General features: G+C 42.4%; 11 protein-coding genes. 5 read left to right on the plus strand and 6 right to left on the minus strand.

Annotated elements, in window-relative coordinates; genetic code table 11:
- The first annotated feature begins 16 nt into the window (after positions 1 to 16).
- Positions 17 to 814, plus strand: coding sequence for a hypothetical protein (locus DWW91_RS11815; protein WP_122327844.1), 798 nt, complete (start codon positions 17 to 19; stop codon positions 812 to 814).
- 385 nt (positions 815 to 1,199) lie between these two features.
- On the opposite strand, the gene DWW91_RS11820 is transcribed toward DWW91_RS11815, so the two are convergent.
- The 5 genes from DWW91_RS11820 to DWW91_RS11840 form a co-directional block, all read right to left on the minus strand.
- Positions 1,200 to 2,090: an AraC family transcriptional regulator gene (locus DWW91_RS11820; RefSeq protein WP_046147057.1), complete on the minus strand. Its 891-nt coding sequence runs from the start codon at positions 2,088 to 2,090 to the stop codon at positions 1,200 to 1,202.
- Between the two features lie 123 nt (positions 2,091 to 2,213).
- Entirely contained in the window at positions 2,214 to 2,570 is a 357-nt protein-coding gene (locus DWW91_RS11825; RefSeq protein WP_122327845.1) for a TlpA disulfide reductase family protein, read from the minus strand.
- The gene (locus DWW91_RS11830) at positions 2,468 to 2,830 is read right to left on the minus strand and encodes a hypothetical protein (RefSeq protein ID WP_010803206.1); all 363 of its coding nucleotides are present in this window, start codon (positions 2,828 to 2,830) and stop codon (positions 2,468 to 2,470) included. Before DWW91_RS11830 ends, DWW91_RS11825 begins: the two co-directional genes overlap by 103 nt.
- A 33-nt stretch (positions 2,831 to 2,863) precedes the next feature.
- Positions 2,864 to 3,490, minus strand: a complete 627-nt coding sequence (locus DWW91_RS11835; RefSeq protein WP_122327846.1) for an NUDIX hydrolase — start codon at positions 3,488 to 3,490, stop codon at positions 2,864 to 2,866.
- A 34-nt stretch (positions 3,491 to 3,524) separates the two neighbouring features.
- Positions 3,525 to 4,463 carry a winged helix-turn-helix domain-containing protein gene (locus tag DWW91_RS11840; RefSeq protein ID WP_122327847.1) on the minus strand — a complete coding sequence of 313 codons (939 nt, stop codon included), beginning with the start codon at positions 4,461 to 4,463 and terminating at the stop codon, positions 3,525 to 3,527.
- A gap of 161 nt (positions 4,464 to 4,624) precedes the next feature.
- Between DWW91_RS11840 and DWW91_RS11845 the strand changes: the two genes are divergently transcribed.
- Positions 4,625 to 6,961 (plus strand): ATP-dependent helicase, encoded by a 2,337-nt coding sequence (locus DWW91_RS11845; RefSeq protein ID WP_122327848.1) that lies wholly within the window; start codon positions 4,625 to 4,627, stop codon positions 6,959 to 6,961.
- Positions 6,962 to 6,965: 4 nt separating this feature from the next.
- Here the strand turns inward: DWW91_RS11845 and DWW91_RS11850 are convergent, their stop codons facing one another.
- Positions 6,966 to 8,429, minus strand: a complete 1,464-nt coding sequence (locus DWW91_RS11850) for a TlpA disulfide reductase family protein (protein WP_147426550.1) — start codon at positions 8,427 to 8,429, stop codon at positions 6,966 to 6,968.
- Between the two features lie 413 nt (positions 8,430 to 8,842).
- Between DWW91_RS11850 and nspC the strand changes: the two genes are divergently transcribed.
- The 3 genes from nspC to rimO all read left to right on the plus strand — a co-directional run bounded on the left by nspC (position 8,843) and on the right by rimO (position 12,508).
- On the plus strand, positions 8,843 to 9,982 hold the full coding sequence (gene nspC / locus DWW91_RS11855; RefSeq protein ID WP_048315309.1) for a carboxynorspermidine decarboxylase: 1,140 nt from the start codon (positions 8,843 to 8,845) through the stop codon (positions 9,980 to 9,982).
- A 135-nt stretch (positions 9,983 to 10,117) separates the two neighbouring features.
- The gene (gene ftsY / locus DWW91_RS11860; protein ID WP_007656544.1) at positions 10,118 to 11,071 is read left to right on the plus strand and encodes a signal recognition particle-docking protein FtsY; all 954 of its coding nucleotides are present in this window, start codon (positions 10,118 to 10,120) and stop codon (positions 11,069 to 11,071) included.
- A 138-nt stretch (positions 11,072 to 11,209) separates the two neighbouring features.
- Positions 11,210 to 12,508 carry a 30S ribosomal protein S12 methylthiotransferase RimO gene (rimO, locus tag DWW91_RS11865; protein WP_010803199.1) on the plus strand — a complete coding sequence of 433 codons (1,299 nt, stop codon included), beginning with the start codon at positions 11,210 to 11,212 and terminating at the stop codon, positions 12,506 to 12,508.
- Positions 12,509 to 12,584 lie beyond the last annotated feature (76 nt).

Below are 12,584 nucleotides of genomic sequence, written 5' to 3' on the forward strand. Positions count from 1 at the left end.
AAAAAATATTAAATTAATGGAATTATCAGGCTATATATCATTGCAATCGTTCGTTGAAGGATGCACCGGACCGGCCGGCGAACCGGCACTTATTTTACAGGCTGAGAATTTATTATATACGGTTCCTGAAGAAGAATATCAATATGGATTATCGCTGCTCCGGAAGGCTATCGGAGCATATGAGGCACAAAAAGGTATCCCTTTGGAAAGCAGCAAACAGGCTATTCCTTTTTTTCGTGAAAAGCGCCGGATGCTGATCGGGCCGGAGATGGAACTTTATAAGTTCTCCTTCTATGAGAATGAAACCGTTCTGCCTGAAAAGGTACAGTCAGCCGGACAGCCTTATCTGCGGTTATCGTTTGACTATGAGCAATTAGCCGAACATTGTCTTTTTGAAAACATATTCCTGGTACGCTGTAAATACGACGAAAAACAGATACTCGATAATTTCATTACCCAGATGGACCGCGAGTACGATAAATTCTTTTTCGATGAAGAACACAGCGGCTTTACTGCCGATTCGCGTTTCTTTTCTCTTTTATGCAATGCCTGCCTGGAAGTAAAGAAACCATTGTCTGCTTCGGAAAAAGAATGGCGGCTGGCAGTCCTCCGCAGTCCGTCCGAAGCCGGTTACCGGTATGATAACGGACAGTTATTGCCTTCCGTTCCCATTTCTTTGCCGTTAAGTGTGATTCGCCGGGTTGCTTTGCTTAACAGTGAGAAAGAAGGATTGAATTTTAGTGCCCTTGCCGGATTCATGCAGCGCATCGGATTACCGCCCGAACGTTATCTGGAAGGTTTGTTGGAACAATAAACGACAAACTATTGACGGAATTGATTTAGTTCAAAGGTTCTTATCTGCAATATCTACAACTTCTGTTGTAATTTATTGTTTATTAGCGGACTATGATATGAATGTAGATATAAATGTATCTACAATAGCAGGGATATATCTACCATTATTGTTACTTTTCAAATACAACATGCAACCATCTTACACTTGTGGGGTATTACATTTATCTCTATGTCCATAATTGCTGTCAGGTATAGTTTATTTGTTTTTCTGCTGTCTAAACTTTTGTTTTGTGCTGAGAAAACAAAAGTTTCCACCGCACAAAACTTTTGTTTCCTCCGCAAGAAACTTTTATTCATCCCTTCTCCTTTCTCCATCGAAAAGCAAGATAGTGATATGTAATGTATCAGTTGGGATGCCTGTATTTGTTGGGTGAACATCCGGCTATTTTGGTAAACAACCGGGTAAAATACTGGACTGAAGAATAGCCTAGTTCGTCAGCAATCTGGTTGACGGTTTTGTGGGTTGTCTGAAGTCGTTGTCGGGCGATTTCGATACGTTTGAACTGTATGTGTTCCTTTATGTTTTTCCCCGTTTCATATTTCAGCAAATCTGTGAAGTAGGAGGGTGACAGCTGAAGTAAATCCGCACAATATTCAGCCGAAGGCAAACCGTTGCGTTTCACCCGGTCTGCTTCGAAATATTCATTTAGTATCTTCTCAAATTTGGTGAGCAGTTTCTTGTTGGCTTCGCAACGGGTGATAAACTGGCGTTCGTTGAAACGTATGCAATAATCCAGCAGCAACTCGATGTATTTTGTTATCAGCGTTTTGCTGTGGCAATCTATGGCGTGCTGTAACTCTTCACGGATATTATCGAAACATTCCGATACTTTCTGTTTCTCACGTGCCGAGATATGGAGGGCTTCATTTTTGTGATAAGAAAAGAATGAGTAATCCTGTATATTCTGCCCCAACGAAGTGCAACCGATAAGGTCCGGATGAAATGCCAGCATCCTGCCTTTCTGTGGCAATAAGCAGTTATCTATCGCAATGGTCTCTCCCGGTGTGAGGAACAGGAGCGTACCGTCAGAATAGTCATAATATTGACGTCCGTACAGGAAATCCCCGCACCGGCATTCCCTTAACAGGACGGCATAAAAGCCTAACTTGATGTTTTGCTGCGTCAGGTTGCTGTCGGATAAGTCGATGACGCTGACCAGAGGATGCAATGTCTTGCTACCCATGTAGCAGTTACATTGGTGGACCGTTCCTATTTTTATCGTTTTACTTTTCAAAGTCGTAAGTATTTGAACAGTAACAAAGATACAAAGAGATTTACATCTAAAAACAGGGACATGTAATTAGGGTAACAATATCCGTAATATTGGTACAACTTTCATTCTGACGGCAAGTGTTGCTTAGTTTCCTGTTAATGCATATAGCTTGTTTATCTCATTTTCTTCCCATAAATTGAATGGTTCGAAATTGCCGTCGGGATATACTAATAGGATATGCGGAATGTGAGGTACATAATATTTGCCACGTACTCCGGCTATATCCTGGTAAGCTAGCAGGCTTCTCCAGGGTAATTCCTCTTTCTTCACAAATTCCTGCCATTGTTTGATTGTTTTCTTTTCATCTATGGATATGGTTACGAAATCTACTTTATCTTTTAATTTCTGATAAATTTCTTTCTGGACAGGAAGTTGCTTATGGCAAGGCTGACACCAGGAAGCAGAAAAGATGATGACCGTACATCGTGTAGAGTCTTCCAGTCAAAAGGCTTGGGGAGTATCTCAAAAGACGCTGTCGTTTTATACAGGCTGTCCGGTATCTGAAATGTCCATGTGATGCTATCCGCCTTTTCCCCTTTTATAAAGAAAGGCGGAATCTCCGTGTTTCGGATGAACAAAGAATCATACTCTATACCTTTTGTTTGTATAGTCAATGACCTGTGCTTGTTATCGATGGTTCTGTTGCATGATGCGGTGAACATTGTTACAAACAAAATCCCTAATAGATACTTTGTCTTCATGGTTTTACGTTTTATGATTGATATTCGTGGTTTTCAGTCAAACTGTACCTCCCAGTTTTTATCCCGGTAGGCGGCAAAGCACATTTCTATCTGTTCCTTATTATTCTTTTCTTCGGCTAGCGGGGGAATTTCATCGAGGCTGAAATAACCGCTTTCTATTGTTTCTATGTTGGGCTGGAAATCTCCGCCTTTGGCTTCACAGAGGACAAAAACTTTGCAGACATTATAAGCATAGGGAGGCAGATTATGCAGGTTCCGGTCCTGTACCGCTATAATCCGGGTTGCTTCGACGTCCAAGCCGGCTTCTTCTTTCACCTCTTTTATCGTGTTCGATTTTATGGTCTGGTTTACGTCCACCCAACCTCCGGGTAACGACCAGGTGCCGTTTTTCTCTTTGACCAGCAATATCCTGTTGTCTTTAAAGATGGCGGCTCTTGTGTCCAGCTTAGGTGTTTGGAAACCTTCTTCGTTACAAAACAAGTCCTTTACTTTCTCCAAAGGCAAACCGGTTTGCCGGCTGACTATTTCGGCCGATATTTCCCTGATGCGTTCAAACCGTTCGATATCGAAAGCATCTTTTGAATATGTTAACCCCGCTTGTGCGATAAATTGTAGTTCCTTGGCCCATTCAAGCCATTCCGGTTGCTGATTTTTGTTCATAATTATTCTTTTACGTGTAAAAGTTTCTCCCTGTTCAGGCAGTCTGGGTATAGGCCTCTGTTGCCGGTTCTTTGATTTCCAGCTGGTAAGCCCGTCCGCGGTCTGTCGTTATTTTGAGATTGCTGTTTTCCTCGATAAGCGGGCGGAGGCGGCGTATCAGGGTGTTCAGCGTTTCGTCGGCATTCTCCTTGCCGGGCCATAAGGCTTCGCAAATATCAGTGCGTGCTAATATATGGGAAGAGGTAAGGTAGAACATTTCCATTACTTTATATTGCTGCGGGGTTAACCGTAGTTTTTCCTGGTCTTCTTTATAGAAACAAGCCTTGTCGCATGAGAAAGTAAGATTTCCGAAAGCGATAAGGTTTTCTTTTTGTACAGGAGTTTCAGCCTGCTTGCGCCGCATTAAAAACCACGAAAGACAACCTGCCATGAGGGCAAGCAAGAGGAGCAGGAGGGGAGCCTTCTTGTCTGTCAGCGCCAAGACGTCGGAGGCTGAATAGTTTACATACCCCTGAAAAGAGATTCCCAAATCTTCCAGGGAGGATTCGGGGAAGTTCAGATTTGCACTTAACCAGATAATGGTATCACTTGCCAGGTAATTCTTAGTCTGGTCTTTTCCCGGCGTTGCGTCTGTTACCGGTTTATCTATGGCTTTCTTGTTTTTGACATGTACGATGATGCCGCTTTTATCTTTTAATTGCTCGAGCTTCAATGCTTCGGCAAAATCTTTGTTATAACTTTCGATGGAAACGGGATTTCCGAAGACGGCGGACAGGCGCGAATAGGTTTTGAGCGTATCCTGATTCATCCATAGCTCGGAATTTTGCATAATGGTCTGCTGCAATGCCTGGTTCAGGTCCGAAACGATTGCTTTCTGTGCCTCCGAGTAGTTGTGAAAGCCGAAACTGAATGATAGTACAAGCATACAAGCTGTAAAGAGTACCGATAGATTTGCTGCTAACCGTGTGTTCATCGTTTTTCTTTAATTAACGCCCGAAGGTAATAATTTATTGTAATCCTTGCTAACACAATCGTATCAATTTGCGCGAATCCCTTTAAATAACAGGAATGATGATTTAATGAAATCCGAATAAATAAAAATTAGTACCTTTGTGTTCCTAAAAGAAAAGGTACGTGGAAGAATATCTGAATAAACTGAATGAAAGTCAGCGCGAAGCTGTGGAATATAACGAAGGTCCGTCATTGGTGATTGCCGGTGCCGGTTCGGGTAAGACCAGGGTGCTTACTTATAAGATTGCTTATCTGGTACATCTGGGGTTGGCACCTCAAAGTATCCTGGCACTGACTTTTACTAATAAGGCAGCCCGTGAAATGAAGGAACGTATCGCCGCCATTACCGGTGGCCAGACGGCCCGCCGTCTGTGGATGGGGACGTTTCACTCTATCTTCTCACGTATCTTGCGTTATGAAGCGGAGCATATCGGGTATCCTTCCAACTTTACCATTTACGATACGACAGATTCGAAGAGCCTGCTGAAAGCTATCATTAAAGAGATGCAGCTGGACGATAAGGTATATCGCCTCGGCATGGTGCAAAGCCGTATCTCTAATGCCAAGAATGCGCTGGTTACCTGGAAAGCCTACGAACAAAGCAAGGAACTGATGCAGCATGACATAGATTCGAAAGTTCCTTTACTGCGTGAAATCTATAAACGGTATCAGAACCGTTGCCAGCAGGCCGGTGCCATGGACTTCGATGATTTGTTGCTTCAGACAAATATCCTGTTCCGTGACCATCCGCAGGTGTTGGAGAAATACCGCAGTTTCTTCCAGTTCGTGTTGGTTGATGAGTATCAGGACACGAACTTTGCGCAGCACCTGATAGTCCAAAGACTTTGTGAGCAGCATCGCCGCATCTGTGTGGTAGGGGATGATGCACAAAGTATCTATTCTTTCCGTGGTGCCAATATTGACAATATCCTGCAATTCAAAAATCAGTATCCCGGATGCCGTATCTTTAAACTGGAGCGTAATTACCGTTCTACACAAAATATTGTAAATGCGGCAAACAGTCTGATTCATAAGAACAAGGAACAGATTCATAAAAATGTCTATTCGGAAAAGGAGGAGGGTAGCAAAGTGCGTATCTCTGCTTCTTATTCGGATTACGAGGAAGGATATGCTGTCGCTTCTGCAATCAATGAGTTGCGGTTGCGCAAAGATTATGATTATGCAGACTTTGCCATCCTATACCGGACGAATGCACAGTCGCGTATCCTGGAAGAGGCACTCCGTAAAAGAGGTATTCCTTATAAAATATATGGCGGTTTGTCATTTTATCAGCGGAAGGAAATAAAAGATATCATTTCTTATCTGCGCCTGATTGTGAATCCTCATGATGAAGAAGCATTCAAGCGTGTTATCAATTATCCGTCGCGCGGTATCGGAGATACGACCGTCAATAAAGTAATAAAAGCAGCTACGGAAAATAACGTAAGTCTTTGGACGGTACTGAATGCTCCTATCGACTACGACTTGCCTATCAATAGCGGGACAGCGAAGAAACTGACTGATTTCCGTGAGATGATTGAACGTTTCATAGAGCAGAACACTCGCTTGTCCGCCGAAGAAATGGCAGCAATAGTGGTCAAGGAGAGTGGGATTGTCAGTTCTCTTTTTCAGGACCGTTCGGTGGAAGGGATTAGTAAGCAGGAAAACTTACAGGAGTTATTGAAAGGTATTGCCGAGTTCTGTGAGTTGAGACGTGAAGAAGGAGTCGAACAGGTTTCTTTGGCAGACTTCCTTTCGGAGGTATCCCTGCTGACCGACCAGGATAATGACAAAGACGAGCAGGCTAATAAAGTAACGATGATGACCGTACATGCCGCTAAGGGACTGGAATTTAAAAATGTGTTTGTTGTCGGTTTGGAAGAGGAGTTGTTCCCATCATCTATGTCCAAGGATAATCCGCGTGCGGTAGAAGAGGAACGTCGTTTGTTCTATGTAGCGATCACCCGTGCCGAAGAAAATTGTGTGCTGACTTATGCCAAAAGTCGTTTCCGGAACGGGCAAAGCGCCATGTGTTCTCCCAGCCGTTTTCTGAAAGATATCGATGTGCGCTTCCTGGATGTTCCGGCGGATTCGTCGGCAGATACTTTTGCTGCTGCCCGCGAACGGTTCCAGCGTCCGGCATTTACTTCACCTTTTCAGCAGCCACGTGCAGTGGAGAAGGAAGAACCTTCTTTTATCTCTCCTGTGGCACAGGCACAGCAACGCCAGCGTTTGACAAAAGTAGAAACAACAACATCCACTCCGGCGTCGTCTTCTGCTCCTGCATCCGACCTTTCCGGTTTACGTGTCGGAGCAAAAGTACGTCACGACCGTTTTGGAGAAGGAGAAGTCATTGCTATCGAAGGCGATGGCGGAAATGCAAAAGCAACGGTAGCATTCACCCATTTCGGACAAAAACAGTTACTATTGAAGTTTGCCAGGTTGACGATTATCGGATAAACGCTTACAATAAACTGTTTATTTTCTGTTTGGTTCGCGGATCACTGGGACGTACCACTGTCCCATAATCCACAATGATCCCTTCCCGATTGAGTAACAGATAATGAGGGTAACCTTTTAATTCCAGTCGGTTCAATATTTTATAAAAAGAGTTCTCATCCGAAATGTCTGTTTGATACAGGCAATCGATGCCTGGCTGTTGCAGATCCAGCCGTTTCACTAAATCTTCCCATGTCTTTTTGGGACCGCCGGCACAAATACTTACTATAACGACATCTCCCGGAGAATATTCTTTACGAAGTTTTTTGAGTGGTTCCATTTCTTTCAGGCAAGGGGGGCATGATGTAGTCCAAAAATCCAGGTAGATTACTTTTCCCTTATATTTGTCCAGTATTTCATAAATGGGTTTCATAAAATCTGTGTCAATCTTTGAGTTTGGCATATCAGAATAGTTCCCATAAAGCATATAATTGGATACGGTACGGGGATTTTTCAGAAAATCTTTTTTGTTTTGATAAACCAGATGAAGTTCACGGTTTAAAACAGGAATATGCACAATTGAATCGAGCTGTTTTTGCCGACTGGAAAAGAGTGTTGTATCGTTACTTATTAACGATTGTGAGATTGATGCAGCATAAAGATATTGCCTGATATTCTTTCCGGTAGGGTAGGCTGCTATGATATCATCGAGAGTAGTCTTCTCTTTCTTCATCTTATATATTGGGTAAGAGATAAAAGAGTTAACGATCTCTGTCAGTTTGAATATATTTGACGGAATGATTTCCCCTTCGAAAAGAGAATCGACCTTAACAAATATTTCCTGTTTGTTGTATCTGGAGATATCTTTATTTTGCCAGCTCCGGTTATTCAGGTAGCTTATTAGTGTGCAATAATAATCGATCTCCAGGAGTTTGTTTGTGTATTGCTGTATTTCTTCATCCGGTTTGTATTTTTCGAGAAACTCCAGTCTGCGTTCTTGTCGTAGTTGATATTCTTGTTGCAGTTCTGCATCAAAAGCCTCCGGTTCCAGATCACCTCTGATCGAATAGTGTTCTATATAATAGCGTCCGCTCTGTACGAAAGTATTTGTTTCCTGATTCCTTTTCTCTGCATCTCCAAAAATCTTCGGATTAAGTATGTTTTTAAAGTCTATCTCCACATGCAAACTATCGCCTGGACTGACTAATATATGGTCTGCAAACTTATTGATCTGTACATTCCGGAGTTTAGCGTAAGGAGAAAAATGAAATGAAAAACTACCGTCCTCTGCAATAGGAACAACATATTTCGTTTCCTGATCCCGGAAAAAAGGAACGATAAGTGTTAAGTCTTTTTCCTGTGGGTAAAAATCTCTGTTCAAAACTTTCCCGGTAATAAGAACTTCTTTTGAGTAATCTTCATATTCTTTGTCGGATGAATTACAACACAGACATAAAAAAGGAAGTAGAAGTAATAATAGTTGTTTCATGATATTCAGAATTACAGGATACTTATACAAGTAACAAATATACTATTTTATATCAAATAAGAAAGTTTGAATCGAATAAAAAATCTATACCTTGTGTAAGTACAATAGTTAGATAAAAATTAGCCAAGCCTAAGTTGAGAGCTGTGAGTATAACTATTTACTGAGTGAAAGTGGGTGACACTATAATGTTACTAAATAGCATCCTTTATTCTCATTGTTAAAAGGGAAGAAAAGCTATATTGTCATAGTTGACAGATAATGGATATGCTTATTGGATTTATTACTATGTAGTTTGTTTTCGACGTCCTCAAAAACAAATTAGTTACCATACAAATCTTCTTCAGGTCTATAAGGTGGGATATTATGAATATAAGATTATCTTTGTAGCTTGTTTAATAGAATAAAGAAACTAAATGATCGATTTCAACGTAATACCCTCTCCTTGTTATGTAATGGAAGAGAAGCTGCTTCGTAATAACCTGGCACTGATCAAAAGTGTGAAGGAGCGGGCAGGAGTGAATATAATTCTTGCATTTAAAGCATTTGCTTTATGGAAATCTTTTCCGATCGTTCGTGAGTATATACCGTATTCGACGGCCAGTTCGAAGTTTGAGGCACAATTGGCTTTTGAAGAAATGGGAAGTCCGGCACATACCTATTCGCCGGCTTATACGGAAATGGATTTTCCTACCATATTAAAATACAGTAGTCATGTAACCTTTAATTCCTTGTCTCAGTTCGAGCGTTTTTATCCGATGGTGAAAGCAGATGGGAATCGGGTATCGTGTGGTTTACGCATTAATCCGGAATATTCGGATGTGGAAACGGAATTGTATAATCCTTGTGCGCCCGGTTCGCGGATGGGCATTATAGCCGACCTGCTGGGTGAAAAGTTACCGGAAGGAGTGGAAGGATTGCATTTCCATACATTATGCGAATCGACTTCGTTCGATCTGGAAAAAACATTGGGAGAAGTGGAGAAGCGTTTCGGACGTTTTCTTCCGCATATAAAATGGTTGAATATGGGGGGCGGACATCTGATGACTCGCAAAGGATATGATACGGAGCATCTGATATCATTACTTCATGGTTTTAAGGCTAAGTATCCTGATTTAGAGATTATTATGGAGCCAGGAAGTGCCTTTGCATGGCAAACGGGATTTCTCCTGACAACCGTTGTGGATATCGTTGAAAACCACGGAATAAAGACGGCTATAATTGACGCTTCGTTTACCTGCCACATGCCTGATTGCCTGGAGATGCCATATAAACCGGTTATCCGTAATGCAACAGATCCGGTAGAGGGAAAGCCTACTTACCGAATCGGCGGAAACAGTTGTCTGAGTGGTGATTATATGGGAGACTGGTCATTCGATGAACCGTTGAAGATAGGGGACAAGATCGTTTTTGAAGATATGATTCACTATACGATTGTCAAAACATCCATGTTCAACGGCATACCGCATCCGTCATTGGCTCTCTGGAGTAAGGATGATGAACTGGTGGTCTACAGAACATTCGGTTACGAAGACTATAAAGGAAGAAACGGTTAAGTTGCAACAAGCAGGTGGCAGGGCTGTTTTTGCGGAAAACAAATAACTTTCCACGGTCAACTGTCATCTGTCAACTAAAAAAGTTGTAACTTAGCAGCCTCATTCTAAGCAGAAATAAATTAAGCGAATTAATATATGGGTATTTTTAGCTTTTTCAGTAAAGAAAAAAAGGAAACTTTAGACAAAGGGTTATCTAAGACCAAAGAAAATGTTTTTTCTAAACTCACCAGGGCTATTGCAGGTAAGAGCAAGGTCGATGATGAAGTATTGGATAATCTGGAAGAGGTGCTTATCACTTCCGACGTTGGTGTAGATACGACGTTGAAGATCATTGAGCGTATCGAAAAGCGCGTAGCCCGGGATAAATATGTAACTACCCAGGAACTGACGACATTGTTGCGCGATGAAATCGCAACTCTGCTTACCGAAAACAATACGGAAGATGCCGAAAGCTTTACTGTGCCGGAAGATAAAAAGCCCTATGTAATTATGGTAGTCGGTGTGAACGGTGTCGGTAAGACTACTACGATCGGAAAGTTGGCTTACCAGTTCAAGAAAGCCGGAAAGAATGTCTATTTGGGAGCAGCCGATACATTCCGTGCTGCAGCGGTGGAACAGCTTGTCATTTGGAGTGAACGGGTAGGCGTGCCTATCGTAAAACAAAAGATGGGTTCCGATCCGGCTTCCGTAGCGTTTGATACGCTTAGTTCAGCCAAGGCAAATGGTGCGGATGTCGTTATCATCGATACGGCCGGCCGTTTGCATAACAAGATAAACTTGATGAATGAGTTGACCAAGATTAAGAATGTGATGAAGAAGGTTATCCCTGATGCTCCTCACGAAGTTTTGTTGGTTCTGGACGGTTCGACAGGTCAGAATGCTTTTGAACAGGCAAAACAATTTACTGCTGCAACCGAAGTGAATGCGCTGGCTGTAACGAAACTGGACGGAACGGCTAAAGGTGGTGTAGTGATCGGTATTTCAGACCATTTCCGTATCCCAGTGAAGTATATCGGCCTGGGTGAAGGAATGGAGGATCTGCAGGTCTTTAATAAAAAGGAATTTGTCAATTCGCTATTTGGAGAATAATAATACCAGATAAGAGTAACTTTTCCCCTCTTGAGAGGGGGCAGGGGGTGTGTTAAAGCCTGTTTTTGGACAGAATTATAACACACCCCTTATCCCCTCTCAAGAGGGGAACTAGTTACTATCAGTTCATAAAATAATATGAGGAAAAATAAAGTAGATATCATAACGCTTGGATGTTCGAAGAATCTGGTCGATTCTGAACAGTTGATGCGTCAGTTTGTAGCTAACGGTTATACGGTGGAGCATGATCCGCATAAAATAAACGGGGAGATCGTTGTCGTTAATACCTGCGGTTTTATCGGTGATGCGCAGGAAGAATCGATCAACATGATTCTGGAACTGGGTGAAGCCAAGAAAAAAGGAAAGATCGGCCAGTTGTATGTAATGGGATGTCTCACCGAACGTTTTCTGGAGGAAATGAAACAGGAATTGCCGGAGGTAGACCGCTTTTACGGTAAATTCAACTGGAAGCAACTCCTTACCGATATCGGTAAGTCTTATCATCGTGAACTGGCTTCCGACCGTGTATTGACCACCCCGAAACATTATGCCTTTCTGAAAATAGCGGAGGGGTGTAACCGAACTTGTTCCTATTGTGCCATTCCTATCAGTACCGGACATTACCAGTCCCTTCCGATGGAGCAGATAGAAGAAGAGGTCCGTTTGCTTGTGGCACAGGGTGTAAAAGAATTTCAGGTGATCGCCCAGGATTTGACTTATTACGGAAAAGATATATATAAAAGGTACGCGTTGCCGGAACTGGTCGAACGTATTTCTGATATCCCCGGAGTGGAATGGATTCGTTTGCATTATGCTTATCCTACCCATTTCCCTTATGATTTGTTGCGGGTGATGCGTGAACGTGCAAATGTCTGCAAATATCTGGATATCGCTTTACAACATATCAGCGATCCGATGCTTACAAAAATGCGCCGCAATATCACGAAGGAAGAAACGTATGCTTTGCTGGAACGCATCCGCGAAGAAGTTCCGGGTATCCATATCCGTACAACCTTGATGGTGGGCCATCCGGGTGAAACGGAGCAGGACTTTGAAGAACTGGTTGAGTTTGTCAAAAAGGCACGTTTCGAACGTATGGGTGCTTTTGCCTATAGCCATGAAGAGGGTACCTATTCATTCAAAAATTATACGGATGATGTCCCCGACGAAGTCAAACAGGAACGTCTGGATTATCTCATGCGGATACAGGAAAGAATATCTGCCGGGGTGAATGAGTCGAAAGTGGGTCAAACTTTTAAAGTAATAATCGACCGGGAAGAGGAAGACGGCTATATCGGTCGTACCGAATTCGATTCTCCGGAGGTAGATCCTGAAGTGATTGTTTTTAAAGAGCACTCATTGAAACCGGGAGAGTTTTACAACGTAAATATCGAAGAATCACAGGCTTTCGACCTTTACGGAAAAGTGTTGCTTTGATATAAAAAGCATTAAGAAGTTTGTCTGTTTACAAAAAAATTACTAATATCGTGGCTGAATCTATAGATGAAGCAAG

Source organism: Parabacteroides sp. AF17-3 (assembly GCF_003635445.1).
Classification (GTDB): domain Bacteria; phylum Bacteroidota; class Bacteroidia; order Bacteroidales; family Tannerellaceae; genus Parabacteroides; species Parabacteroides goldsteinii.

Excerpts from the sequence above, each read along its gene's own strand:
- nspC (WP_048315309.1), top strand. The coding sequence starts at position 8,843 with ATGATCGATTTCAACGTAATACCCTCTCCTTGTTATGTAATGGAAGAG.
- ftsY (WP_007656544.1), top strand. The coding sequence starts at position 10,118 with ATGGGTATTTTTAGCTTTTTCAGTAAAGAAAAAAAGGAAACTTTAGAC.
- DWW91_RS11840 (WP_122327847.1), bottom strand. The coding sequence starts at position 4,463 with ATGAACACACGGTTAGCAGCAAATCTATCGGTACTCTTTACAGCTTGT.
- DWW91_RS11830 (WP_010803206.1), bottom strand. The coding sequence starts at position 2,830 with ATGAAGACAAAGTATCTATTAGGGATTTTGTTTGTAACAATGTTCACC.
- DWW91_RS11850 (WP_147426550.1), bottom strand. The coding sequence starts at position 8,429 with ATGAAACAACTATTATTACTTCTACTTCCTTTTTTATGTCTGTGTTGT.
- DWW91_RS11835 (WP_122327846.1), bottom strand. The coding sequence starts at position 3,490 with ATGAACAAAAATCAGCAACCGGAATGGCTTGAATGGGCCAAGGAACTA.
- DWW91_RS11815 (WP_122327844.1), top strand. The coding sequence starts at position 17 with ATGGAATTATCAGGCTATATATCATTGCAATCGTTCGTTGAAGGATGC.
- rimO (WP_010803199.1), top strand. The coding sequence starts at position 11,210 with ATGAGGAAAAATAAAGTAGATATCATAACGCTTGGATGTTCGAAGAAT.